Consider the following 23,610-nt stretch of genomic DNA (forward strand, 5'->3'; position numbering starts at 1 on the left):
ACGCACAATGAGCCGCCTTCCCATCGTTTTCTTCGGACATGGCAGCCCGATGGTGGCGCTGGAAAAGAGCGCCGTCACCCGGACCTGGAACCAGATCGCGGAGGGCATCGGCAAGCCGCGCGCAATCCTGTGCATCTCGGCCCACTGGCAGACGCGCGGCACCGCCGTCACCGCCATGGCCCAGCCGCGCACGATCCACGACTTCGGCGCCTTCCCGCAGGCTCTGTTCGACGTGCAGTACCCCGCCCCCGGCGATCCGGAACTGGCGACACGCGTGCGCGAACTGCTCAGCCCGATGCCGGTGAGCATGGACGCCAACTGGGGGCTGGACCACGGCACCTGGTCTGTGCTGGTCCATGCCTATCCCGAAGCGGACGTTCCGGTGATCCAGCTCGGCATGGATCTTGGCAAGAGCGCGGCCGAGCACTGGCTGGTCGGCCGCATGCTGCGCCCGCTGCGCGACGAGGGCGTGCTGATCATGGGAACCGGCAACATCGTCCACAACCTGCCGGCGATGGACTGGGCCAACCCGGCCGCCGATCCCTATCCCTGGGCCGAGCAGTTCAACTCCACGATGTGCAAGGCGATCGCCTCCGACGATCCGCAGACCGTGATCGACTACGAGGCACTGGGCGATGCCGCCCGGCTCTCGGTGCCGAGCTCCGACCATTTCCTGCCGCTGCTCTACGTCCTGGGCGCCCGCCACGAGGACGAGGCGGCAACCTTCGAACCAGATTTCATCCAGCACAAGTCGCTCAGCATGACGAGCGTGCTGATCGGCGCCGAATAAGCGCCCGCACCCCATTTCCTTCCCAACAGGAGTTCCGATGGCACTGATCAGCCTTAAGCCCGAGCCCGCCAGGGAGGCCGCTCTCCAGCCGTCGGCCCTGCACCATCTTCGGGCCACGCCGGAAACGGTGCACTGGGGCTACTTCTCGCCCGAGATCAAGCCGGCGCTCTATGTGAAGAGCGGCGACCTGATCCAGGCGCAGGCCGTCACGCACCATGCCGGCGACGATCCGGACCTGATGTTCGACGACGACATCCGCCGCATCTTCACCGAAATCGATCCCGCCACCCGTGCGCCGGGCTGCCACATTATGACCGGCCCGATCTTCGTCGAGGGCGCCGAACCCGGCGACATGCTGGAAGTGCGCTACATGGCGATGCGCCCGCGCTTCAACTACGGCTCGAACCTCGCCGCCAACTGGGGCCATCTCTACGAGGAATTCGGCGAGACCGAGCGCGTCACGATCTACAAGATCGATCCCAACGCCAATACCGCCAGCGCGCTCTACGCCTATGACGTGGACGAGAAATATGTCGTGCCCGGCCGCATCACCCATTGCCCGGAATGCGACCGCTCCACCGCGCTGCCCGGCATCACCATCCCGGCCCGTCCGCACCTCGGCACCGCCGGCGTCGCGCCGGCCGTCAACGAGGCGGTGAGCACGATTCCCCCCGGCCTTCACGGCGGCAACATCGACAACTGGCGCATCGGCGCGGGCGCGACGATGTATTACCCGGTGCAGGTCAAGGGCGGCCTGTTCTCGATCGGCGACCCCCACATCAGCCAGGGCGACGGCGAGATCAGCGGCACCGCGATCGAATCCTCGCTCGACGTGCTGTTCCAGATCATCTTGCGCAAGGACTTCTCCTTCCCCTCGCCGCTGCTGGAAACGCCGGATTGCTGGATCGTCCACGGCTTCGGAGAGAATCTGGACAAGGCGATGAAGTCCGCCTCGCTGGACATGCTCCACCTCCTCACAGAGCATCAGGGCCTTTCGCGCAACGACGGCTATTCGCTGATGAGCGTCGCTGCCGACTTCGGCGTGACTCAGGTGGTCGACGGCACACAGGGCATCCACTGCCGCATCGAACGCCGCATCTTCCCCGAGAAGGGCAGCGTTCGCGATCCCGAATGAAACCGAACGCACCGGACGCGAGAGCCCTCACTCCGCGTCCGGTGCGTGCCCAAGAAGACAAGAACCGGAGCCCGACAATGGGTTATGAACTGATCGACGTCCGCCCCCTGACCAAGCGCATCGGCGCGGAAATCTTCGGGGTCGACTTGCGCCAGCCGCTCGGCAACCAGGCCTTCGCCGAGATTCACGACGCGCTGATGAAGCACCAGGTCGTGTTCTTCCGCGATCAGGATATCGATCACGAGGCGCACAAGGCGCTGGGCCGCGCGTTCGGCCGGTTGGCGATTCACTCGGGCGTCGCCGGGCTTCCCGACCATCCCGAAGTCGTCGCGATCCATGCCGACGAGAATTCTAAGTTCGTCGCCGGCGAAAACTGGCATTCGGACCTCTCAGCCGATGCCGAACCGCCGATGGGTTCGATCCTGCACATCCACACCCTGCCCGAAGACGGCGGCGATACGCTCTTTGCCAGCATGTATGCGGCCTATGACGCGCTGTCCCCGGCAATGAAGGCCTTCCTCGATCCGCTGACCGCCGTTCACGACGCCAACCACGTCTACAAGGCGATCTTCCCGGATTCGACCAAGACCTACCCCTGCAATTCGCACCCGGTGATCCGCACCCATCCGGTCACCGGCCGCAAGCTGCTGTTCGTGAACTCGTCCTACACCACGAAGATCAACGAGCTGTCCGGCCCCGAGAGCAAGGCCGTGCTCGATTTCCTGTTCGACCATGTGAAAGACGCCAATTTCCACGTCCGCTTTCGCTGGCAGAAGAATTCGGTGGCCTTCTGGGACAATCGCTGCACCCAGCACTTCGCGGTATGGGACTACTTCCCCGAGGTCCGCTCGGGCTTCCGCGTGACGGTGGCCGGCGACCGGCCTTTCTGAGCCCGTCGATGCAGTTGCACCTGCTGCTTGCGGCGACGGCGCTGTTTTCCGCAGCGCCCTCGCTTGCCGCCGCTCCAGCCGAGACACTGCAACGCGAACTCGACGCGATGGTCGCCTCAGGCGAATTGCCACAGGCGCTGGTGCTGATCGAACAGCACGGCAAGCCGCTGGTGGAGCTTTCGAGCGGCTACGCCGATATCGAAAGCCGGCGTCCGATCGCCCGCGATGCGATTTTCCGGCTCTACTCGATGTCGAAGCCGATCACCTCGGTCGGGATCATGATGCTGGCCGAACGGGGCAAGCTCGCGCTGACCGATCCTGTCGGCAAGTATCTGCCGGAAATGGCGAACTTGCGCGTCTGGGACGGCAGCAAAACGGCTGACACGATTGCCGCTACACGTCCGGTCACTATCGAGGACCTGCTGCTCCACCGCTCCGGCCTCACTTACGAGTTCATGGGCGATACCCCGGTCCAGCGCTGGTATCGCGAAAAAGGCGTCAGCCGCGCCACCGCCGTCGCCAGCGCCCATGCGCAAGTGCCGCCCGCCGCGACGCTGGATGACCTCGTGGCCCGCCTGGGCCAGGCCCCCCTGCTCCACCAGCCGGGCGAGCGCTTCAGTTATGGTTTCTCCACCACAGTACTCGGCGCGGTGATCGAGCGCGTTTCCGGCGAAAGCCTCGATGCTTTCCTCAAAGGCAACATCCTCGACCCGCTGGAGATGAAGGACACGACTTTCGTCGTCAGCGACACGCAAGCACCACGTCTCGTCACCGGCTACCTGGCGACCGAACAGGGCCTCCGTGCGGTGGACCTGCCGGAAACGTCGGAATATCGAAACTCCGCGCGGCTGCGCGATGGCGGCGGTGCATTGGCCGGAACGCTGGAGGACTATCGCCATTTCGCGGAAATGCTGGCCGGTCGCGGAAAGTGGCACGGCAAGCGGCTGCTCAAACCGGAATCGGTCGTTGCCATGTACACCCCTCGCCTGAGGACGGGCGGCGGCGAACATCTCGACAGCCCCTTCGGCTACGGCCTTGCGATAGGCGACCCCGGAACCGAAGCGCGCGGGGGACTGCCGGTGGGCGCCGGCAGCTGGTCAGGCTCCGCCAACACCTATTTCTTCGCCGACCCGGCTCACGATGTCGTCGCGATCCTGATGACCAACGAACTCACGCCCGGCCCATTCGAGGCGCGAACCTGGAAGCTGCGTGAGGCGCTCGACCGTGCGGCACTGGCTGTCACCAAACGCTAGGCGGCGTGGACCCCATCCCGGCGCGATGTTGACGTTTCCCCTCCTCCCCAACCCGGCTACGCTCTCTTCCATGACCCAACTTTACCACCCGCCGATCAAGCGCTCGATCGAGATCGCCGGGCACAAGACTTCGATCAGTCTCGAACCGCTGTTCTGGGACATGCTCAAGGAAATCGCCGTGCGCCAGCGCGTGCCGCTGAACGCGCTGGTCGCGCGGATCGATGCGGACCGCCTGGAAGCAGAAACGCCTCCCGGCCTGGCCAGCGCCATCCGCGTCTGGCTGGTCGATACGCTGCGGACCTGAGCCGGCCTGAAAACGGGAAGGGGCGGAAGCCTTGCGGCCCCGCCCCTCGGGTACACTGCGATGGCTCGCAGGAAACTCAGTAGGTAGAATTCAGTAGCTGGAAGGCGGATCGCTGGCCGGGAAGCTCTCGTCGATCGCCTCGTCCGTCTTCGACCAGCGCGGCGGCTTGGTCGTCATGCTTTCCGGCCCGGCATCGCGGACGTGGCCGAAACCGCCTCCGGCAGCTGCTTCTTCCTTGTCGCGGTTCGCGTACTTGTAAAGTGCGTAGCCGACTGCGCCGGCTGCGGCCAACTTGATCAGGCCCATGGTCGTTGCTCCTCTCGGGTATTCAGTAAGAGCAACGCGCCATGATCGCGAACGGTTGCCTTACTCGCCGCCGACCCGTTCGATCTGTGCGCCGACCAGAGCGAGCTTTTCCTCGAGACGTTCATAACCGCGATCGAGATGGTACAGACGGTGGACCTGCGTTTCGCCCTCGGCCGCCAGACCTGCGATCACGAGGCTCATCGAGGCGCGAAGATCGGTTGCCATGACTTCGGCCCCGGTGAGCCGGGGAACGCCGTGGACGATGGCGGTGCGCCCCTTGGTTTCGATATGCGCGCCCATGCGGTTCAGTTCGGGAACGTGCATGTAGCGGTTCTCGAAGATCGTCTCGGTCAGGACACTCGAACCCTCGGCCCGGCACAGAAGTGCCATGAGCTGGGCCTGCATGTCGGTGGCGAAGCCCGGATAGGGTGCGGTCGAAAGCGTGACGGGCCTGAGCGGACCATCCGCCGCAACGTGAAGCCCCTCGGCCGTCGGTTCGACATGGACGCCCGCATCGCGCAGCGCCTGCACGGTGGCTTCCATATCCTCGATCTTGGCGCCCTTCAGCGTGACTTCGCCGCCGGTGATAGCCGCCGCGCAGGCATAGGAGCCCGCCTCGATACGATCCGGCATGACCATGTAAGTCGCGCCGTGCAGGCGGTTCACCCCGTGAACGGTGATGTCGGACGTGCCGATACCCTCGATCTGCGCGCCCATGGCGACGAGCAGATTGCAAAGGTCAACGATCTCCGGTTCGCGCGCTGCATTGTGCAGGGTGGACTTGCCCTTGCAGAGCACGGCCGCCATCAGCGCGTTCTCGGTCGCGCCGACAGAGACCACCGGGAAGGAATAGCGGCCGCCCGGCAGGCCGCCGTCCGGCGCGATCGCGCGAACGTAGCCCGCCGCCATCTCGATCTGTGCGCCCAGCGCTTCGAGCGCCTTGAGGTGCAGGTCGATCGGGCGATTGCCGATCGCGCAGCCGCCGGGCAGCGAAACGGTCGCCTCGCCCATGCGCGCCAGCATCGGACCGAGCACGAGGATCGAAGCGCGCATCTTGCGCACCAGATCGTAGGGCGCCACCGAACTGGTAATGCGCGGCGCCTGCAAGGTCATCACACGGCCGAAATCTTCAGGACGGCTGCCCGCGATCATCGTCGAGATGCCGAACTGGTTCATCAGATGCTGGAACCCGTCGATGTCCGCCAGACGCGGCAAATTGCGCAACGTCAGCGGCTCTTCGGTGAGCAAGGCGCAAGGCAGCAGCGTCAACGCCGCGTTCTTCGCACCGGAAACGGGAATGGTGCCGGAAAGGCGCTTGCCGCCTTCGATGATGATCTTGTCCATTGCCCGCTCTTTAACGGGATTTGGCCGTGCAGCAAGCACGGCTCGGAGAAACTTGGATAGACTGTTGCGCTGCGTCTGCGAAGCGGCTTTAACTTCATTGTAACCAAACGGAGTCAGACCTTTAACCATGTCTGCACCACAGTACAAAAAGCCCGTCCGTAAAGCGGTGTTCCCGGTCGCCGGCCTTGGAACCCGCTTTCTTCCCGCCACCAAGGCGATTCCGAAGGAGCTTCTACCTGTCGTAGATCGGCCGCTGATTCAGTATGCGGTAGACGAAGCGCGTGAAGCGGGGATCGAGGAATTCGTCTTCGTTACGGGTCGCGGCAAGACGGCAATCGTCGAACACTTCGACACGGCCTACGAACTCGAAGCCACGATGACCGCGCGCGGCAAGTCGCTCGATGCCCTGGAACCGACGCGAATCCAGCCCGGCAATCTCGTTACGGTGCGTCAGCAGGTTCCCCTCGGCCTCGGCCATGCGGTTTGGTGCGCCCGCGCGGTGATCGGCGACGAACCTTTCGCGATCTTCCTTCCCGATGAACTGATGTATGGCTCCCCGGGCTGCATGGCCCAGATGGTGGAGGCTTATAACGAAGTCGGCGGCAACCTCGTCTCGGTGCTGGAAGTGCCGCGTGAGGAAGTTTCCAGCTACGGCGTCATCGCCCCCGGCGCCAGCAATGGCGCACTCACCGAGGTCAAGGGTCTGGTCGAAAAGCCCAAGGTCGATGAGGCGCCTTCCAACAAGATCGTCTCGGGCCGGTACATCCTTCAGCCGGAAATCATGGACCTGCTGGCCAACCAGGGCAAAGGGGCAGGCGGCGAAATCCAGCTCACCGATTCGATGGCCAAGCTGATCGGCCAGCAGCCGTTCCACGCCGTTACTTTCGCCGGCCAGCGGTTCGATTGCGGCTCCAAGGTCGGCTTCGTCGAAGCCACTCTCGCCATCGCGCTCGACCGGGCGGACATGGGTGAGGAAGTGCGCAGCATCGCCCGGAAGCTGCTGGGCTGAACAGGCTGCGGTGCCGGAGACGCTCCGTCTCCGGCCGCTCCTTCGATGGTTTTTTGCGAAAAATTATCGGCGAACGGGATCGGTCAACCGCGCCATGATCGAGGCGACATAGGCCTGGGTTTCGCGAATGCGCGGAATCCCGCCTGCTTTCTGGACCCGGCCCGGCCCGGCGTTATAGGCCGCCAGCGCCTTTTCGATATCGCCGTTGAACGCATCGAGTTGCATGCGCAAATAGCGCGCGCCGCCTTCCAGATTGGCCATCGGATCGCCGGGATTCACGCCCATCTGTGCGGCCGTACCCGGCATGAGCTGCGCCAGACCGCGCGCGCCAACGGGGGACATCGCCAATTCGTTCCAGCGGCTTTCCTGCCAGACCACCGCTTCGAGCAGGGTCGGGCTGATATCATACTTCGCCGCCAGTTCGGCGACACGCGCGCGCCAGCGCATCGGACCGGCAGCGTCGAGAGCTTCCGTGATCGAACGCGGATGCAACAGCGTGGCATCTATCTCGGTCGGCGCGGAGCCCGGCGCGGCGGCAGCAGCATCGTTAGCGAACTCGACCATCGGAGCCTCGCCCGCAGAAGCCGCCAGTGGATCCACCGCAGGTTTGGCGGGGCCGCCCGCCACCCATTGATAGCCGCCGGAACCGATTTCCAGCACGTCCGCCGAAGCGGTACCGGGAATCGCCACGGCCGCCGCAGCCATTGCTGCAGCGGCGGCCGTGCCGTTCATGCGATTCGGAAATCTCACCATCGCGGCCTTGTTACCGCAGCAGCCGCGCAAGTCTCAACACTTACGCGACCAACCGCTCACCCCGTCACTCGATGCCGAGTGCGGTGCGAATCGACTTCCATGAAAGCAACTTGAAGTTCTGTGCTTCCGGCGCATTGTTGCCGTCCTGCGCGACCATGAGGCCTTCGGGGAATGCTGGACCGAAATCGCCCAGCATGACTTCGATGCCATCGGTATCGCTCGTGCCGTCGATCGTGCCGCCATTGATGCGGAACCGGCCCGCGGGCTTGCCGGTGGAAAGGTCGAACAGCGCATAGGCATTGTCGCCCTGGCTCGAGGCGACGAGCCACGCCCGGCCGCCATCCTCGCGCGCGACGGCAAGCCCCTCGACATCGGCGACGAGGCCATCCTGGGCGCCCACGCGGGCGAAGGGCTGGGCCACGAGCGCCTCGCCGGCCAGCGGCACCTTCCAGATGCCGACGTCCTCCTCGGCCACGAACAGCACCTTGCCGGCATCGTCGACCACGCAGCCTTCCGACTGGGTGGCGAATTTCACCAGACGCACATAGTCGGCGGCGATCCGCCCTTCCCGTTCGACCAATCGGCTTTCCGCCACCGACCCGTCCTTGAGCACGACATAGGCCCTCGCCAGTTCGTCGCGCGCCAGGGCATTGCCCATGCAGAAACCGTAAGCCTCGGCCGGAGCATGACCCGCAGGCAGGAACGCCTCCGCCCCCAGCGCCGCGAGCTTGCCGGTCCCGCCGTCAAGCGTGAACAGGGCGATGCGCGGTTCTGCCCGGTCGGTACGATCGCTCGCCCCCACCAGGATACGCTTCGAACCGTCGGCAAAGCGCACTTCGCGAAGGTCGGCATTGTTGAGAGCCCCGGCCGCCGCGAAATCGCGCACCTTGCCATCGAGACCGTAAACGTAGAGCCCGGCCTTCTTGTCCGTTCCCAGAATCAGGCTGGCGGCGGGATCGGCCGCATTGCGCCAGATCGCCGGATCGTCCGCCGCATCGACGTTCGCGGTGCCGACCGGCTGGGTTTCCGCCTGTGCCGGCACGTCGACCGCGGGCAGCATGACCGGAGCCGGGCCGCCCGTGGTCGCGCAACCGGAAAGCAGGCCGGCGGAAAGCACGCCGGAAAGCACCAGGGCCGGGAGCAAAGCTCCCGACCCCTGCTTCACGATACCGGCGATGTTCGTGAAATCGACTTTCATCAGAACGTCACCCGCGCGCCGAACTTCACGGTCGAGCCGTATTCCTCGTACTGGAGCACGCGCTTGGCGCCCGCCAGGTTCTGATAGGCGAAGTACTTGGCGTTGTTCACGTTCACCCAGTCGGCAAAGAGGCGGATGTTGTCAGTCAGCTTGTACTTGGCCGAGAGGTCAAGCTGGAAGTGCTGGTTGACGGTGCGGTCCGTCTCGGCGTCGTCGCCCACTTCGTCGAGGTACTTGTCGCGGAAGGTACCGGCAGCACGCAGGCTGACCGGGCCCTTCTCGTAGCCGAGCACGACGTTGAAGGTGTTCTTCGACGCATTCGGCAGCGAGATGCGGCGCGCCACGTCGTCACCGTCGAACACCGTGCCGCGGGCATAAGTGTAGGTGTAGTTCAACTGGGTGAGCAGGCCGTCGAAGGGCGAAGGCAGCATCGAGAAGACCTGGCTGTAGCTCACTTCGACGCCGGCGATTTCCGCCTTGTCGCCGTTCACCGGCATCAGCACTTCGTCATAGGTCGCGCCGTCGATCGTGTAGTCGTAAAAGCGGCGATCGACCGCGTAGTCCTTGATCGACTTGTAGAACCCGCCAACCGAGAAGGCTCCGTTGTTGGCGAAGTAGTAGTCGAAGCCGGCGTCGAAGTTCCAAGCCTGGTAGGGCTTGAGATTCGGGTTGCCGAATTCGGCCTCGTTGTCCTCATTGACGGTAAAGCGCGGCGCAAGCTGCGAAAGCTTGGGACGCACGATCGTCTTGTAGCCGGCCAGACGGGCCACGAGGTTCTGCTGCGGGCTGTAGCGGATCGTCAGGCTTGGCAGCCAGTTGGTGTAGTTGCGCTTGTAGGTCACCGGATCGATGGTGACGGTGTCGCCGTCGTCGGAGACGAGGCTGCCGTTGAGCTTGTTGTGCGTGCGCTCCATGCGCACGCCGCCGATCACGCGCAGCGTCGAGCTGTCCCAGCGCGCCAGTGCATAGCCGGCCTGGATGTCTTCGCGCACCGAATAGTCGCTCACCGCCGAATTGAGCACGCTGTCGTAGTCGCTGACCACGAAGGCATCGGGGTTGGCCAGCAGGAAGTCGGCCGGGCCGGTCTTGCTGGAGACCGGGCCCATGTCGAGCAGGCGATAGGTCTGCGTGCCCAGCACGTCGGCCAAGGTGTAGTCCGCACCGTCCGCCAGTTCGTAATAGGTCATGTTGAAGTCGTAGGACTTCTTGCGCCACCGCGCCTTGCCGCCGACCTGGACGGTGAAGTCGCCGTTGTCACCCGCGAAAGTCCGGGCGAGATCGGCCTTTACCGCCCATTCCTCGTCCTGGCTGTCCGACAGGGTGGTCAATTCGGTCTTGTTGAATTCATACTCGGACGCGTCGTTGAACGTGTCCGCGCCTTCCGTCACCGAATAGGTCGGATAGTATGTGTTCGAGTAATCCATGTCGACGACGGTGCCGGCACGGAAACGGGCGCGGAAGCGGGTCGGATCGATCGAGAAGGTCTCCTTCTCGGACGACTTGGCATAGCTGGCCTGCCAGTTGAACTTCAGCGTGCCGGTGTCGGTATCGCTGCCGATGGCGACCGAGCGGATGCGCTGGCGTTCGAAACGGTCCTTGAGATCGCGTTCCACGGTGATGCGCTCGTCTGCGCCGTCGAAAGTCGCGCCGGTCGCGGTGATCGCGCTGGGCGTGTCGAAATCGCCGAAGTCCAGCGTGGTGCGGCGGCGATATTCGTGATCGTCGAACTGCGCCCAGTTGCCGCGGATATAGGCCTTGGTGGTTTCCGATGCGCGCCAGTCGGCCGAAAGCGCCGCGTTGATGCGCGTGCGTTCAACGTCATAGTCGCGGTATTCGACCGATTCGGCCCAGGCGTTGCCATCGTCGTCAGCATGCCAGCCGCCGGTCTCGACGTTATCGGTCTCGAACTTGCGCTTGTAGTAGCTGACCGAGCCGGCGATGCCGAAGTTTTCGCCCAGCTTCTGGGTGAAGTCGAAGGCGCCCTTCGGCGTGACCTTGCCCGAATAATCGTTCCAGCTGCCTTCGGCGCTGAGCGAGTAGCGGTTCTTCTTCGAATCGAAGGCGCTGGTGGTCTTGATCTCCACCGACGCGCCGATGAAGTCGCCGTCCATGTCCGGCGTGAAGGACTTCTTCACTTCGACCGATTCGATCGTGTCTGACGAAACCACGTCCAGAGCGACCGAGCGGGCATCCGATTCCGGCGCGGGCATGCGCACGCCGTTGAGCGAAGTGCCGTTGAGATCCGGATCGAGGCCGCGGACCGACACATAGCGACCTTCGCCCTGGTCGTTGAGAATGTTCACGCCCGGCAGGCGGCGCAGCGATTCGGCAACGTTCTGGTCGGGGAACTGGCCCACCGCGTCGCGCGTGAGCACCGAGACAACGCCATCGGCGGCCTTCTGGCGCGACAGGGCGCTGGTGAGGTTCGCGGTCTGGCCGGTGACGAGGATGTCTCCGCCGCCGATCGCCGGGAGATCGAAGTCACCGGAGATACGGCCGGTCGCCGGGACCGAAACGGTCTGCGTGGTGACTTCGGCGCCGACGTAGCGCGCTTCCAGCGTGTAAGTGCCCGCGGGCACGTCACCGAACACGTAGCTGCCCGTACGGTCGGTTTCGGAAGAACGGTTCAGCTCGACGATGCGGACCGAAGCGGACTGCAACGGGCGAGAACCCGAGGCATCATGGACGCTGCCGACAACTTCGCCGGCATGGGCGATGGTTGCGAAGGAAGCCGATGCGAGCAGTCCCGCGATCAGGCGAATGGAAGTCTTCATTCTGGGCAGGCCCCTGTATTACGACGAATATGACGACGAATTCAGGGGCGCCTCTAGGCATCGTTCATGACAGTTATGTGCCGACAGCGTGGCACTTCCATGACATCGCCGCAGTGCAGCATATTGGCCACAGCCACGCGCCGCAGCCGATCGCGTGCGGCCGCAGCAAACTGCGGGCAACCATTTATCGATGTGAGGGAAATGGTGCTGCTGGGGAGGATTGAACTCCCGACCTCGTCATTACCAATGACGCGCTCTACCACTGAGCTACAGCAGCGCCTTATGTCCGTTTCCGGAGGCGTCCGTCCTGGCGACCCAGGACAGGGGCGGGCTAATGTCCGTGACGGGGGGGATTGTCAAGCGGCTCTTGCGTATTCTTTTTCAGAAAGCCATTTCGCCCGCCATCGAAGGCCCTTCGAAAGACGCCCGGACCATGACGAATGCCCAGCAATCCCGCGAGGAACGGCTTGCAGCCAAGCTCCGCGAAAATCTTCGCCGCCGCAAGCAGCAGGCCCGTGCACTGAACGCGGGAGGGGATTCCGCGCCCTTGTCCGAATCGGAAAGCGAAAACGAATCAGGCAGGCTTTCCAAATCGCCCCCGGAAAGCTAGGGGCTGCGCCCAGACATTCAGTCAGTCTGCCAACGGGCGTTTCCCGAGGGGATCGCCGATGAGACCTGGGAGTACGCCTTGCCTCGCCTGATCCTCGTCCGCCACGGCCAGAGCCAATGGAACCTCGAGAACCGCTTCACCGGCTGGTGGGACGTCGACCTCACCGAAAAGGGTGAGGAAGAAGCCCGCGCCGCAGGTGCGCTGCTGAAGGAAAAGGGCATTATGCCCACCGTCGCCTTCACCTCGCTCCAGACCCGCGCGATCCGCACCCTGCACTTCGCGCTCGAAGCCGCCGGCCTGCTGTGGATTCCCGAGACCAAGGACTGGCGCCTGAACGAGCGCCACTACGGCGGCCTCACCGGCCTCAACAAGGCCGAAACCGCCGCAAAGCACGGCGACGATCAGGTCAAGATCTGGCGCCGCAGCTTCGACACGCCGCCGCCGGTCCTCGAAATCGGCAGCGAGTTCGATCTCTCCACCGACCCGCGCTACGCCGGGATCGACGTGCCGCAGACCGAAAGCCTCAAGGACACTATCGCCCGCGTCCTGCCTTACTATGAAGGCTCGATCGTGCCGCACCTCAAGGCCGGTGCCGACGTGCTGATCTCCGCCCACGGCAACAGCCTGCGCGCGCTGGTGAAGCACCTCTCGGGCATTTCGGACGACGAGATCACCGGTCTGGAAATCCCGACCGGTCAACCGATCGTCTACGAACTGGCAGACGATCTCGCGGTGCTCGACCGCTATTACCTTTCGGAGCGTTGAGATGAGCGGGGTGGGGACTCCTGTAGCCATCGTCATGGGCAGCCAGTCCGACTGGCCGACCATGCAGCGCGCAGCCGACATGCTGGACAAGCTGGGTGTCGCCTATGACGCCCGCATCGTCTCGGCACACCGCACGCCGGATCGCCTGGTCGACTTCGCCAAGGGCGCGGACGGCGAAGGCTTCAAGGTCGTGATCGCAGGAGCCGGGGGCGCCGCCCACCTGCCCGGCATGATCGCCTCGATGACGCATCTTCCCGTGCTGGGCGTGCCGGTGCAGTCCAAGGCGCTTTCGGGGCAGGACAGCCTGCTCTCGATCGTCCAGATGCCTGCCGGCATCCCGGTGGGCACGCTGGCGATCGGCGAGGCGGGCGCGGCCAATGCGGGCCTGCTCGCCGCCGCGATCCTCGCCACGTCGGACCCGGCGCTGGCCGAACGCCTCAAGACCTTCCGCGCGGACCAGACGGCGAGCGTGGCGGAAAAGCCGGTCTGATGACGGCCGCTCGGCTGGGCTGGTACGGCAAGCCCAGCACGGGCGGACCTGGGCTTGAGCCCGCAATATATCGCGGGTTTGGGTTTTGAAGCCCATACCTTACCAAGGTCCGCTCGCCCTGCGCTTGTCGAAGGGCACGGACATAACGCAAGTGATACGAGGCATATGATCCCTACCGGCGAAACCATCGGCATTCTCGGCGGCGGCCAGCTCGGCCGGATGATCGCGATGGCAGCGGCCCAGCTCGGCTACCGCAGCCACATCTACGCGCCCGAGGCCGATTCGATCGCCGCCGAAGTCAGCGCTGAATTTACTTGCGCCGAATGGGACGATGCCGAAGCCATGGCCCGCTTCGCGGCGGGCTGCGCCGTCGTCACTTACGAGTTCGAGAACGTGCCTGTCGCCCCGCTCGCGGCGCTTTGCGAGGTGCCGCTGCTGGCCCACGCCCGCGCCCTCGAAACCGCGCAGGACCGGCTCAACGAAAAGCGTTTCGTCACCGGGCTGGGTGGCACCCCTGCCCCCTTCGCTCCGGTGGATTCGGCAGAGGACCTTGCCGAGGCCATAGCCGCGATCGGCGCGCCCGGGATCCTCAAGACCCGGCGCGACGGTTACGACGGCAAGGGCCAGTGGCGCATCATGACCCCCGCGGATGCCGAGGGCCTCGACCTTCCCGCCCAGCCCCTGATCTACGAGGGTTTCGTCACCTTCTTCGCGGAATTCTCGGTGATCCTGTGCCGCGGCGCGGACGGCGACATCCGCTACTTCGATTCGGCCCATAACGTGCACGAGAGCGGCATTCTCGCGCTCAGCACCGTGCCCGCGCCGCAGCGCCTGCTCGAACAGGTTCCCGCCGCGCGCGCGCTCGCCGCCAAGGTGGCCGAGGCGCTGGACTATGTCGGCGTGCTCACGCTGGAATTCTTCGCGACAGAAAACGGACCCGTTTTCAACGAGATGGCGCCGCGCGTGCACAATTCCGGGCACTGGACCATCGAGGGCGCGGTCACCAGCCAGTTCGAAAACCATGTTCGCGCGATCTGCGGCCTGCCGCTCGGCGATACCGGCCTTGCCGCCGACGCCGTGGAAATGCGCAACCTGATCGGCGACGAGGCGGATGACTGGGCGGCAATCCTCGCCGACCCGGCCAACCACCTGCACCTCTACGGCAAGGGCGCAGCCCGCCCCGGCCGCAAGATGGGTCATGTCACCCGCCTCACCTTCCGGCGCGACTGACCGGCACTTGGCGCAGGACCTCTTCCTTATCTATGCCCGCGCCGCGAACGGCGTGATCGGCCGTGACGGCGCGCTTCCGTGGCGCCTTCCCGCCGACCTCAGGCGATTCAAGGCCATGACCATGGGCAAGGCCATGATCATGGGCCGCAAGACCTTCGACAGCTTCCCCTCCCCCCTGCCCGGCCGCCGCCACATCGTGCTGACGCGCGACAGGGCGTGGAGCGCCGAGGGCGCGGAAACCGCGCATTCCCTAGACGAAGCCCTGGCCCTTGCGGGCGAGGGAGAAGTGGCGGTTATCGGCGGCGCGGAAATCTACCGGCTGTTCCTGCCGCTCGCCCGGCGCATCGAATTGACCGAGATTCACGCGGATTACCCTGGCGACACAGAGATGGCACAGAACGACACCGAGTGGCAGGAGAGCGCACGCGAGGAACATCCGGCCGCCGGTGAATTTCCCGCACACGCTTTCGTCACCCTGGTCCGGGACCTATAGGCCTGATCTGACATGATTCGTCTCGACAACCGCGAAGCCATTCCCGAATCGATGCGCGGCGCCGTTCTGGCGCTCGGCAATTTCGACGGGTTCCACCAGGGCCATCAGGCCGTGGTCGGCGAAGCGATTCGCTGGGCGCGCGAACTGGGCCGTCCGGCGATCGTCGCCACGTTCGATCCGCACCCCGTCCGCCTGTTCCAGCCCGACGCCCCCGCCTTCCGGCTGACCACGCTGGACCAGCGGCAGGACCTGTTCGAGGCCGCCGGCGCCGACGCCATGCTGGTGCTCCACTTCGACCGCGCCATGGCCTCCATGGAAGCAGCGGACTGGATCGAGCAGGTGCTCGGCCGCCAGCTCGGCTGCGTCGGCGTCGTCACGGGCGAGGACTTCACTTTCGGCAAGGGACGCGGCGGCAACCCGCAGGTCCTGCGCGAGGTCGGCGCACGCTTCGGGCTGATCGGCCGTACCGTCGGCGCGGTGCATGACGACAAGGGCGTGATCTCCTCCAGCCGCATCCGCGACGCGCTGAAGCTGGGCGAGTGCGAAACCGCCGCCCGCCTGCTCACCCGCCCCTTCGCGGCGCGCGGCGTGGTGCAGCACGGCGGCAAGCTGGGCCGGACCATCGGGTTCCCCACCGCCAACATCAACATGAACAACTACCTGCGCCCGCGCTACGGCATCTACGCCGTGACCGGCCGCATGCCGGACGGGCGCGTGCTGCCCGGCGCGGCCAACATGGGCGTGCGCCCGACCTTCGAACCGCCGATCGAACTGCTCGAACCCTATTTCTTCGACTTTTCGGGCGACCTCTACGGTCAGGAGATCGAGGTGGCCTTCCACCACTTCCTCCGTCCCGAGGCCAAGTTCGATTCGCTTGACGCGCTGGTCGTGCAGATGGGCCGTGACTGCGACCGCGCCCGCGAACTGCTTTCGCACATCGGCTGACGCCGACACGCCATCGACGGACTTCCAAGAGCCGCGCATTTGTTCTAGTGCGCAGCGCATATGACCGAACAGCGCGATTACAGAGCGACCGTCTTCCTGCCGAAGACCGATTTCCCCATGAAGGCCGGGCTCCCCCAGAAGGAGCCGGGTATTCTTGCGCGCTGGCAGGAACAGGACATTTACGCCAGGACCCGCGAAGCCCGCGCGGGCCGCGAAAAGTTCGTGCTGCATGACGGCCCGCCCTACGCGAATGGCGACATGCACATCGGCCACGCGCTGAACCACATCCTCAAGGACATGGTCGTGCGCACCCAGACCCTCTTGGGCAAGAACGCACCCTACGTCCCCGGCTGGGACTGCCACGGCCTGCCCATCGAGTGGAAGGTCGAGGAAGAATACCGCAAGAAGAAGAAGAACAAGGACGAGGTTCCCGCAGAGGAATTCCGCGCCGAATGCCGCGCCTATGCCCAGAACTGGGTGAACGTGCAGCGCGAGCAGCTGAAGCGCCTCGGCGTCAACGGTGACTGGGACAAGCCCTACCTCACCATGGACTTCCAGGCCGAAGCCACCATCGTCACCGAGCTGCTGAAGTTCGCCGAGCACGACATGCTCTATCGCGGCGCCAAGCCGGTGATGTGGAGCCCGGTCGAAAAGACGGCGCTGGCCGAAGCCGAAGTCGAGTACGAGGACATCGTCTCGACCCAGATCGACGTGGCTTTCGAGATCACCGAATCGCCGATCGAGGAACTGGTCGGCGCCTATGCGGTGATCTGGACGACCACGCCGTGGACGATCCCGACCAACCAGGCGCTCGCTTATGGGCCTGAGGTTGAGTATCGACTGTATCAGATCGGGGTGTCGGTCGATGCGCAGCCCGGCGTTGACGTCTTCGCTGATCCGACAGTGCTAGCGCTGCAAGGTCGGAAGGTTCTTATCGCGGACAGTAATGTCCTCCGCTCCGAGTTTAACGAACGTCTGCGCAATTTCTGGCCCGGAGCGAGCCTCGTCGACCTCGACGAGTGGCACGGCAAAGGCTCCGAACTCGCAGGCACCCTCGCCCGTCACCCCATGCACGCGCTGGGCGGCTTCTTCGCCGAGCCGCGTCCGCTGCTCGCGGGCGATTTCGTCACCACCGAGAGCGGCACCGGCCTCGTCCACATGGCGCCCGACCATGGCGAGGACGACTTCCTGCTCTGCAAGGCCAACGGCATCGGCCCCAAGTTCGTGGTCGAGGCCGACGGCAAGTATCGCGAGGACTGGGGCTGGCTCGGCGGCCAGGGCTCGGTCATCAACCCCAAGTTCAACGCCCCCGACGGCCCGATCTGCTCGGACCTGCGCGAGGCGGGCGCACTGCTGGCGGCTTCGGCCGACTACAAGCACTCCTACCCGCATTCGTGGCGCTCGAAGGCCAAGGTGATCTTCCGCTGCACCCCGCAGTGGTTCGTGCCGATGGACAAGGTTCTGGGCCACCTGCCCTCCAAGACCCGCGCCGAGCGCCGCTGGGAAGGGGAAGGCGGCGCCATCGATCCTACGGACGAAACCGCCGAAGCCTCACCGACACTGCGCCAGGCCGCGCTCGAAGCCATCGCCGAAACGCGCTTCGTCCCCGAAAAGGGCCGCAACCGCATCGGCGCCATGGTCGAAGGCCGCCCGGACTGGGTGCTTTCGCGCCAGCGCGCCTGGGGCGTGCCGATCACGCTGTTCGTCGATCGCAAGTCTGGCGAATACCTCGTCGATGCCGAAGTGAACGCCCGCATCATCCACGCCATCCGCGAGATCGGCGTCGATGCCTGGTCGGACGCCCGCGCGCAGGAATACCTCGGCGCCAAGTACGATGCCGATGACTACGAGCGCGTCGTCGACATTCTCGACGTCTGGTTCGATTCCGGTTCGACTCACGCCTTCGTGCTCGAATCCGGTCGCTGGCCCGAACTGGTGCCGGCCGAGGATCACACCGGCCCCACCGCCGACCTCTATCTTGAAGGCAGCGACCAGCATCGCGGCTGGTTCCAGTCCTCGCTGCTCGAGAGCTGCGCCACGCGCGGCCATGCGCCGTACAAGGCGGTCCTGACCCACGGCTTCACGATGGATGCCAAGGGCTTCAAGATGTCGAAGTCGCTCGGCAACACCATCAGCCCGATCAAGGTGATGGAAACCAACGGCGCCGACATCATCCGCCTCTGGGCGCTTTCGGTCGACTATACCGAGGATCACCGCATCGGTGACGAGATCCTGAAGGGCGTGGCAGACCAGTACCGCAAGCTGCGCAACACCCTGCGCTACCTGCTGGGCGCACTGGACGGCTTCTCGGACGAAGAGAAGCTGCCGGTTTCGGACATGCCCGAGCTGGAGCGCTACGTGCTCTCGCTGCTGGCAGGCGTCGACGCCACGCTGCGCAAGGCGGTCGCGGACTTCGACTTCAACACTTACGTTCGCACCCTGCTGGACTTCTGCAACGAAGACCTTTCGGCCTTCTTCTTCGATATCCGCAAGGACTGCCTCTACTGCGACGCGCCTTCGGATCCGAAGCGCCGCGCCTATCGCACCGTGCTGGACATGCTGTTCCACGCGCTGGTGCGCTATGCCGCGCCGGTCACCGTCTTCACCGCCGAGGAAGTCTGGCAGAGCCGCTTCCCCGGCGCTGAGAGCGTGCACCTGCTCGAATGGCCGGTCGTCCCTGCCGTCGAAGCCGACGCCGCCCGCTGGGCCGAACTGCGCGCCCTGCGCGTGAAGGTGACCGAAGCGATCGAGCCGCTGCGCCGCGAGAAGATCGTCGGCTCCAGCCTCGCCGCCACCGTGACGGTTCCGGCTTCCGCGCCGGAAGGCGATCTTGCCGAACTGTTCATCACTGCGACAGTGACGCGTGGGCAGGGAGATGACGTGACTGTCACCCCCTCCACCGACCACAAGTGCGGCCGCTGCTGGCGCCACCTTCCCGACGTTTCGGAAGATGGCGACCTGTGCGACCGCTGTGACGACGTGGTGGGCGCGCTGGAGGAGCAGGCGTGAGCGGCGCCGTGTCCGGCAGCATGTCCATCTGGCGCAAGCGCCTGATCGGCCTGCTGATCGCGGCGGTGGTCTTCGTGATCGACCAGGGCTTCAAGGCCTGGGTCGTGAACGGGCTCAGGCTGCGCGACGTGCACGTGATCGAGCTGCTGCCGATCTTCGACTTGCGCTGGACCAAGAACCTCGGCGTTTCGCTCGGCCTGTTCACGGCGGATTCGCCCGAAGGCCGCTGGGCGCTGGTGGCGATGACCGCCGCCATCGCCCTGTTCGTGTTCATCTGGATGCTGCGCGAACGCAAGCTTGGCGAAATCGCCGCGCTGGCGCTGGTGCTTGGCGGCGCACTCGGCAACATCCGCGACCGTTTCACCATGGGCTACGTGATCGACTATGCCGACCTCCATTTCGGCAACTTCCGTCCGTTCCTCATTTTCAACATCGCCGACGTCGCCATCACGGTGGGCGTCCTGATTATCCTTGCCCGCTCCCTGCTTTCGCGCGACAAGCCGGAAACGAATGGCGGACATGACACGGCGCCTGGCGCCGCCCCGGAGATTTGAATTGATGCCCATGATGAAGACCGGAGCCCTGATTCTCGTCGCCGCGGGCGCGGCGCTGGTGTCCGGCTGCGGAAGCACCGGCCTGCTGAACCACGCCGGTCCCGACGAGTTCGCCGTGCAGCGCCAGACGCCGCTCGTTGTCCCGCCCGATTTCTCGCTGGCCCCGCCGAAGCAGGGTCAGCCTCGCCCCAGCGACGATTCGCTCCAGCAGCAGACGCTTGATGCGCTGTTCGGCGGTCCGCAGGCCCGCAGCGACATCGAGAAATCGACGCTGAACCTGGCCGGCCCGTCGGACCCGGCGATCCGTTCGACCGTTGGCGATCCCGGCACCTTCGCCGTCGCCAAGGGCCAGGTGACCCGCGCGATCCTCGCCGCCCCCGAAGGCGACGGCCGCGACGCGCAGACCGCCGTCGGCACCTGATCGGTTTTCCCGAACAGCCAAACGAAAAGGGCCGGAGCATCGCTGCTCCGGCCCTTTTCGTATCCGGTATGGACGGGGCTAAGGCATGGACGGATCGGGGCCTCAGCCCTCTCCCGCCACGCCGTCGTCGCCGGAATCGTCGTCCAGCCGGGAGACGAGGATCTTGTCGATCTTCAACCCGTCCATGTCGACGACCTCGAAGCGCCAGCCCCGGTCGATGAAGTATTCCCCCTCGCGCGGGACTTTCTTGAGCACGGCGAGGATATAGCCCGCGGCCGTGGCATATTCGCGGTCGTCCGGCAGGGTCATGTCCAGACGGTCGGCCAGCGAATCGGCCGGCATTGCGCCGGAGACCAGCAGCGAACCGTCCTCGCGCTCGACCACCATGGGCTCGTCGCCCTCGTCCTGGTGGCCCACGAAAGTCCCCGCCAGCGCCGCCAGCATGTCCGACGTGGTGACGAGACCTTCGAGATGGCCATATTCGTCATGAACCATCGCCATCGTCACTTCGGCATGCTGAAGCTTGCGCAGCGCATCCATCGCATCGAGCTGGTCGGGAAGGATCTCGGCCTTCTTCATCATGGCGGTGATCTCGACCGGACGTCCGGCCAGCATCGCCGCCAGCACCTCGCGCACCTTGAGGATGCCGATGATGTTGTCGGGCGAGCCTTCCTGCGCCACCGGCAGCATCGAATGCGGCGAAGCCTCGATCTTGGCGCGCAGGATCTCCTCGCTCGCGCCCGCGTCGATCCAGTCGATCTGGTTGCGCGGGGTCATCAGTTCGCGCACCGGGCGATCGGCAAGGCGCAGTACGCCCGTCATGATCGCGCGCTCCTCTTCCTCGATGACGCCCGAACGGGTCGCCTCGGCGAAGATCATCTGGAGTTCTTCCGCCGTAAGCTGCTCCTCGCCGCCCCGGCGCACCGACAGCAGGCGCAGGATCAGGCCCGAAGACTTGTCCAGCAGCCAGACGAACGGCGCCATCGCCTTGGCCAGCCAGGCCATCGGCCGCGCCATGATGAGCGCCACCGGCTCCGCCGCGCGCAGGGCAAGCTGCTTGGGCACCAGTTCGCCGATAACGAGGCTGGCGAAAGTCGTGGCGATGATGACCAGGGTGAAGCCCGCTTCACCTGCAAAACGGATCGGAACGCCCATCGCGGCAAGCCGTTCGCCCACCGGCCCGCCCAGGCTCGCGCCCGAATAGGCACCGGCGATGATGCCGATGAGGGTGATGCCGATCTGGACGGTGCTGAGGAACTTGCCGGGGTCCGCCGCCAGTTCCAGCGCGGTCCTGGCCGCCCCGCTGCCCTTGTCGGCGGAGACCCTGAGCCTCGCCGCGCGCGCCGAGACTATGGCCAGTTCGGACATGGAGAACAGGCCATTGATCAGGATCAGGCCGGCGATGATGAGGAGGTCGGTCCAGGGAAAAGGTGTCACAGTGATCCTGCGCTAGCAGAATTCGCCGCACCTGCGAAGTGGCCGTTGCAGGATCGGCCGTTTTGTCATGCGCCGGCAAGGCTTCGCGAAATGCGAATAGTCCGTTGTAACCACGGGAACACATTGCCGACACACTCGTTTTGCCCGGATCATCCATATGCTATTCATGTTCACTACCACACAGACCCGTCGTGGAAGAATTTCTCAACAGGAAGGGGAACATCATGATGAAGTCACGCCTGCTGACCTCCGCCGTCGCCGCGCTTTCACTGGTCGCGGTATCGGGCTGTGTCACCGACCCCAACACGGGTGAGAGGAAAGTTTCGCGCACCGCCATCGGCGGCGCGGGCGGCGCGGGCCTGGGCTACCTTCTGGGCAGCGTGATCGGCGGCAAGACCGCGCGCATCGTCGGTGCCGGCATCGGCGGCGTCGCGGGCGGCGTGGTCGGGTACCAGATGGACCAGCAGATCCGCGAGCTGAAGGAACAGACCGCCGGTTCGGGCATCGACGTCAGCCAGGAAGGCGACGGCATCCTCGTCAACCTCCCGGACGTGACCTTCGCCGTCAATTCGACCGAGATCAGCCCCTCGTTCCAGGCCTCGCTCGACAATGTCGCGCAGAGCATGGTCAAGTACCCGAACAGCCTGGTCGACGTGTACGGCCATACCGATTCGACCGGATCGGCAGCCTACAACCTCGACCTGTCCAAGCGCCGCGCCGATTCGGTGGCCCGCTACCTCATCAGCCGCGGCGTGTCCTCGGCCCGCATCCAGACCAAGGGCATGGGCAAGGACTACCCGGTGGCGGACAACACCACCGCCGAGGGCCGTTCGAAGAACCGCCGCGTAGAGATCAAGATCACGCCGGTGACGACCGACGAGGCATCGTCGGCGCGCTGATCGCCAGTTTCCGCGAAAGCGGGATCGGGGAAGGGGTCGGCCGCAAGGTCCGGCCCCTTTTCTCTTGCCCTCTTCGCCGATGCCCCCCTCTCCCAATCTCGACATTCCCGCCGGAACGCGCAAAAGACGCGGCCATGAGCACTTTCGCGATCCCCGGTTTCGACCTTTCCGCCTTCGTCGATGCAACCCTGGCCGAAGACCTCGGCGTCGGCCTGCCAGGGGGCGGGCGCGACGTGACGTCGGAAAGCGTGATCGAAGCCGAAGCCCGGTTCTCCGGCGCGATGGATTCGCGCGATGCCATCACCGTCGCCGGCCTGCCGATCGCGGCGGCGTTCTTCCGCAAGCTCGACCCTGCGATGGAAATCGAGATTCTCGTCGAGGAAGGCGCGCGGGTCGAGCCGGGCTCGCAGCTCATGCGCCTCACCGGCAATGCCCGCGCCATGCTGACTGCAGAGCGGTCCGCCCTCAATACCGTCCAGCACCTGTCCGGCATCGCGACCATGACCCGCGAATACGTCGACGCCATGTGCGGCCATGCAACCCTGCTGGACACGCGCAAGACCATCCCGGGCCTGCGCCACCTCGAAAAGTACGCCACCCGCATGGGCGGCGCCCGCAATCACCGCATGGGCCTGTGGGACGCCGCTATGATAAAGGACAACCACGTCCTCGTGGCGGGCGGCGTCGGCCCGGCCGTGGCACGCGCCAAGGCCGCAGGCGTCACGCAGATCATCTGCGAGGTGGACCACCTGGACCAGATCGAACCGGCCATCGCCGCCGGTGCGCATCACCTGCTGCTCGATAACATGGGCCCGGACATCCTGCGCGAAGCCGTGGCGCTCGTCGCCGGACGCGTGCCCACGGAAGCGTCGGGCGGCGTTAACCTGGCCACCATCGGCGCGATTGCCGCCTCCGGCGTGACTTACGTCTCGGTAGGCCGCCTCACCCAGAGCGCTCCTGCTGCCGATATCGGGCTGGACTTCACGCCGCTTTAGAAGATC

At 65.2% G+C, this 23,610-nt stretch carries 23 protein-coding genes and 1 tRNA gene; 17 read left to right on the forward strand and 7 right to left on the reverse strand.

From position 1 onward, the window contains the following. The first annotated feature begins 7 nt into the window (after positions 1-7). The 5 genes from ygiD to ACXJ16_RS12640 all read left to right on the forward strand — a co-directional run bounded on the left by ygiD (position 8) and on the right by ACXJ16_RS12640 (position 4,372). On the forward strand, positions 8-790 hold the full coding sequence (gene ygiD, locus ACXJ16_RS12620; protein WP_132468611.1) for a 4,5-DOPA-extradiol-dioxygenase: 783 nt from the start codon (positions 8-10) through the stop codon (positions 788-790). Positions 791-827: 37 nt separating this feature from the next. Continuing rightward, complete coding sequence (locus ACXJ16_RS12625; RefSeq protein WP_324697569.1) at positions 828-1,925, forward strand: acetamidase/formamidase family protein; 1,098 nt, start codon at positions 828-830, stop codon at positions 1,923-1,925. Positions 1,926-2,002: 77 nt separating this feature from the next. Continuing rightward, the gene (locus ACXJ16_RS12630; protein WP_054442007.1) at positions 2,003-2,815 is read left to right on the forward strand and encodes a TauD/TfdA dioxygenase family protein; all 813 of its coding nucleotides are present in this window, start codon (positions 2,003-2,005) and stop codon (positions 2,813-2,815) included. An 8-nt stretch (positions 2,816-2,823) separates the two neighbouring features. Further along, positions 2,824-4,068 carry a serine hydrolase domain-containing protein gene (locus ACXJ16_RS12635; RefSeq protein ID WP_463920776.1) on the forward strand — a complete coding sequence of 415 codons (1,245 nt, stop codon included), beginning with the start codon at positions 2,824-2,826 and terminating at the stop codon, positions 4,066-4,068. A 70-nt stretch (positions 4,069-4,138) separates the two neighbouring features. Continuing rightward, positions 4,139-4,372 carry a ribbon-helix-helix domain-containing protein gene (locus ACXJ16_RS12640; RefSeq protein WP_324697565.1) on the forward strand — a complete coding sequence of 78 codons (234 nt, stop codon included), beginning with the start codon at positions 4,139-4,141 and terminating at the stop codon, positions 4,370-4,372. Positions 4,373-4,462: 90 nt separating this feature from the next. Here ACXJ16_RS12640 and ACXJ16_RS12645 read toward each other — a convergent pair whose 3' ends face one another. Further along, the gene (locus tag ACXJ16_RS12645) at positions 4,463-4,678 is read right to left on the reverse strand and encodes a hypothetical protein (RefSeq protein WP_054442009.1); all 216 of its coding nucleotides are present in this window, start codon (positions 4,676-4,678) and stop codon (positions 4,463-4,465) included. A gap of 60 nt (positions 4,679-4,738) precedes the next feature. Further along, positions 4,739-6,022 (reverse strand): UDP-N-acetylglucosamine 1-carboxyvinyltransferase, encoded by a 1,284-nt coding sequence (gene murA / locus ACXJ16_RS12650; RefSeq protein ID WP_185998301.1) that lies wholly within the window; start codon positions 6,020-6,022, stop codon positions 4,739-4,741. 127 nt (positions 6,023-6,149) lie between these two features. On the opposite strand from murA, the gene galU reads away from it, so the two are divergent. After that, positions 6,150-7,031, forward strand: coding sequence for a UTP--glucose-1-phosphate uridylyltransferase GalU (gene galU, locus ACXJ16_RS12655; RefSeq protein WP_054442011.1), 882 nt, complete (start codon positions 6,150-6,152; stop codon positions 7,029-7,031). A gap of 63 nt (positions 7,032-7,094) precedes the next feature. On the opposite strand, the gene ACXJ16_RS12660 is transcribed toward galU, so the two are convergent. The 4 genes from ACXJ16_RS12660 to ACXJ16_RS12675 all read right to left on the reverse strand — a co-directional run bounded on the left by ACXJ16_RS12660 (position 7,095) and on the right by ACXJ16_RS12675 (position 12,033). Further along, positions 7,095-7,763, reverse strand: a complete 669-nt coding sequence (locus tag ACXJ16_RS12660; protein WP_324697561.1) for a lytic transglycosylase domain-containing protein — start codon at positions 7,761-7,763, stop codon at positions 7,095-7,097. Positions 7,764-7,848: 85 nt separating this feature from the next. Continuing rightward, complete coding sequence (locus ACXJ16_RS12665) at positions 7,849-8,982, reverse strand: phytase (RefSeq protein ID WP_324697559.1); 1,134 nt, start codon at positions 8,980-8,982, stop codon at positions 7,849-7,851. Then, positions 8,982-11,756: a TonB-dependent receptor gene (locus ACXJ16_RS12670; protein ID WP_054442014.1), complete on the reverse strand. Its 2,775-nt coding sequence runs from the start codon at positions 11,754-11,756 to the stop codon at positions 8,982-8,984. Before ACXJ16_RS12670 ends, ACXJ16_RS12665 begins: the two co-directional genes overlap by 1 nt. Positions 11,757-11,958: 202 nt before the next feature. After that, positions 11,959-12,033: transfer RNA gene (locus ACXJ16_RS12675), tRNA-Thr, on the reverse strand. Positions 12,034-12,090: 57 nt separating this feature from the next. Here ACXJ16_RS12675 and ACXJ16_RS12680 point away from each other — a divergent pair. The 9 genes from ACXJ16_RS12680 to ACXJ16_RS12720 all read left to right on the forward strand — a co-directional run bounded on the left by ACXJ16_RS12680 (position 12,091) and on the right by ACXJ16_RS12720 (position 20,273). Beyond that, a complete protein-coding gene (locus tag ACXJ16_RS12680) occupies positions 12,091-12,366 on the forward strand; it encodes a hypothetical protein (protein ID WP_185998949.1) in 276 nt (91 codons plus the stop codon). A gap of 78 nt (positions 12,367-12,444) precedes the next feature. Next, positions 12,445-13,131: a 2,3-diphosphoglycerate-dependent phosphoglycerate mutase gene (gene gpmA, locus ACXJ16_RS12685; protein WP_324697555.1), complete on the forward strand. Its 687-nt coding sequence runs from the start codon at positions 12,445-12,447 to the stop codon at positions 13,129-13,131. 1 nt (position 13,132) lies between these two features. Continuing rightward, positions 13,133-13,621, forward strand: a complete 489-nt coding sequence (gene purE, locus ACXJ16_RS12690; protein ID WP_324697552.1) for a 5-(carboxyamino)imidazole ribonucleotide mutase — start codon at positions 13,133-13,135, stop codon at positions 13,619-13,621. A gap of 165 nt (positions 13,622-13,786) precedes the next feature. After that, positions 13,787-14,851 carry a 5-(carboxyamino)imidazole ribonucleotide synthase gene (locus ACXJ16_RS12695; RefSeq protein WP_463920777.1) on the forward strand — a complete coding sequence of 355 codons (1,065 nt, stop codon included), beginning with the start codon at positions 13,787-13,789 and terminating at the stop codon, positions 14,849-14,851. Beyond that, positions 14,820-15,344 (forward strand): dihydrofolate reductase, encoded by a 525-nt coding sequence (locus tag ACXJ16_RS12700; RefSeq protein WP_185998308.1) that lies wholly within the window; start codon positions 14,820-14,822, stop codon positions 15,342-15,344. The genes ACXJ16_RS12695 and ACXJ16_RS12700 overlap by 32 nt, the downstream gene beginning before the upstream one ends. Positions 15,345-15,356: 12 nt before the next feature. Further along, positions 15,357-16,289, forward strand: a complete 933-nt coding sequence (locus ACXJ16_RS12705; protein WP_185998309.1) for a bifunctional riboflavin kinase/FAD synthetase — start codon at positions 15,357-15,359, stop codon at positions 16,287-16,289. A 60-nt stretch (positions 16,290-16,349) separates the two neighbouring features. Then, on the forward strand, positions 16,350-19,298 hold the full coding sequence (gene ileS / locus ACXJ16_RS12710) for an isoleucine--tRNA ligase (RefSeq protein WP_463920778.1): 2,949 nt from the start codon (positions 16,350-16,352) through the stop codon (positions 19,296-19,298). A 20-nt stretch (positions 19,299-19,318) separates the two neighbouring features. Then, the gene (gene lspA / locus ACXJ16_RS12715) at positions 19,319-19,852 is read left to right on the forward strand and encodes a signal peptidase II (RefSeq protein WP_054442019.1); all 534 of its coding nucleotides are present in this window, start codon (positions 19,319-19,321) and stop codon (positions 19,850-19,852) included. Positions 19,853-19,856: 4 nt separating this feature from the next. Further along, positions 19,857-20,273: a DUF3035 domain-containing protein gene (locus ACXJ16_RS12720; RefSeq protein ID WP_054442259.1), complete on the forward strand. Its 417-nt coding sequence runs from the start codon at positions 19,857-19,859 to the stop codon at positions 20,271-20,273. Positions 20,274-20,375: 102 nt separating this feature from the next. Here the strand turns inward: ACXJ16_RS12720 and ACXJ16_RS12725 are convergent, their stop codons facing one another. Next, complete coding sequence (locus ACXJ16_RS12725) at positions 20,376-21,710, reverse strand: hemolysin family protein (protein ID WP_324697544.1); 1,335 nt, start codon at positions 21,708-21,710, stop codon at positions 20,376-20,378. Between the two features lie 224 nt (positions 21,711-21,934). On the opposite strand from ACXJ16_RS12725, the gene ACXJ16_RS12730 reads away from it, so the two are divergent. Together ACXJ16_RS12730 and nadC are read left to right on the forward strand one after the other, a co-directional pair. After that, positions 21,935-22,609: a YiaD family glycine zipper/OmpA-like lipoprotein gene (locus ACXJ16_RS12730; RefSeq protein WP_054442260.1), complete on the forward strand. Its 675-nt coding sequence runs from the start codon at positions 21,935-21,937 to the stop codon at positions 22,607-22,609. Positions 22,610-22,743: 134 nt separating this feature from the next. Further along, positions 22,744-23,604 (forward strand): carboxylating nicotinate-nucleotide diphosphorylase, encoded by an 861-nt coding sequence (gene nadC, locus ACXJ16_RS12735; RefSeq protein ID WP_054442020.1) that lies wholly within the window; start codon positions 22,744-22,746, stop codon positions 23,602-23,604. Positions 23,605-23,610: the final 6 nt, after the last annotated feature.

This window comes from Novosphingobium sp. TK71 (assembly GCF_055361505.1).

Bases quoted from the DNA above. Each gene is read 5' to 3' on its own strand.
- ygiD (WP_132468611.1), top strand. From the start codon at position 8: ATGAGCCGCCTTCCCATCGTTTTCTTCGGACATGGCAGCCCGATGGTG.
- ACXJ16_RS12625 (WP_324697569.1), top strand. From the start codon at position 828: ATGGCACTGATCAGCCTTAAGCCCGAGCCCGCCAGGGAGGCCGCTCTC.
- ACXJ16_RS12630 (WP_054442007.1), top strand. From the start codon at position 2,003: ATGGGTTATGAACTGATCGACGTCCGCCCCCTGACCAAGCGCATCGGC.
- ACXJ16_RS12635 (WP_463920776.1), top strand. From the start codon at position 2,824: ATGCAGTTGCACCTGCTGCTTGCGGCGACGGCGCTGTTTTCCGCAGCG.
- ACXJ16_RS12640 (WP_324697565.1), top strand. From the start codon at position 4,139: ATGACCCAACTTTACCACCCGCCGATCAAGCGCTCGATCGAGATCGCC.
- ACXJ16_RS12645 (WP_054442009.1), bottom strand. From the start codon at position 4,678: ATGGGCCTGATCAAGTTGGCCGCAGCCGGCGCAGTCGGCTACGCACTT.
- murA (WP_185998301.1), bottom strand. From the start codon at position 6,022: ATGGACAAGATCATCATCGAAGGCGGCAAGCGCCTTTCCGGCACCATT.
- galU (WP_054442011.1), top strand. From the start codon at position 6,150: ATGTCTGCACCACAGTACAAAAAGCCCGTCCGTAAAGCGGTGTTCCCG.
- ACXJ16_RS12660 (WP_324697561.1), bottom strand. From the start codon at position 7,763: ATGAACGGCACGGCCGCCGCTGCAGCAATGGCTGCGGCGGCCGTGGCG.
- ACXJ16_RS12665 (WP_324697559.1), bottom strand. From the start codon at position 8,982: ATGAAAGTCGATTTCACGAACATCGCCGGTATCGTGAAGCAGGGGTCG.
- ACXJ16_RS12670 (WP_054442014.1), bottom strand. From the start codon at position 11,756: ATGAAGACTTCCATTCGCCTGATCGCGGGACTGCTCGCATCGGCTTCC.
- ACXJ16_RS12680 (WP_185998949.1), top strand. From the start codon at position 12,091: ATGTCCGTGACGGGGGGGATTGTCAAGCGGCTCTTGCGTATTCTTTTT.
- purE (WP_324697552.1), top strand. From the start codon at position 13,133: ATGAGCGGGGTGGGGACTCCTGTAGCCATCGTCATGGGCAGCCAGTCC.
- ACXJ16_RS12695 (WP_463920777.1), top strand. From the start codon at position 13,787: ATGATCCCTACCGGCGAAACCATCGGCATTCTCGGCGGCGGCCAGCTC.
- ACXJ16_RS12700 (WP_185998308.1), top strand. From the start codon at position 14,820: ATGTCACCCGCCTCACCTTCCGGCGCGACTGACCGGCACTTGGCGCAG.
- ACXJ16_RS12705 (WP_185998309.1), top strand. From the start codon at position 15,357: ATGATTCGTCTCGACAACCGCGAAGCCATTCCCGAATCGATGCGCGGC.
- ileS (WP_463920778.1), top strand. From the start codon at position 16,350: ATGACCGAACAGCGCGATTACAGAGCGACCGTCTTCCTGCCGAAGACC.
- lspA (WP_054442019.1), top strand. From the start codon at position 19,319: ATGTCCATCTGGCGCAAGCGCCTGATCGGCCTGCTGATCGCGGCGGTG.
- ACXJ16_RS12720 (WP_054442259.1), top strand. From the start codon at position 19,857: ATGCCCATGATGAAGACCGGAGCCCTGATTCTCGTCGCCGCGGGCGCG.
- ACXJ16_RS12730 (WP_054442260.1), top strand. From the start codon at position 21,935: ATGATGAAGTCACGCCTGCTGACCTCCGCCGTCGCCGCGCTTTCACTG.
- nadC (WP_054442020.1), top strand. From the start codon at position 22,744: ATGAGCACTTTCGCGATCCCCGGTTTCGACCTTTCCGCCTTCGTCGAT.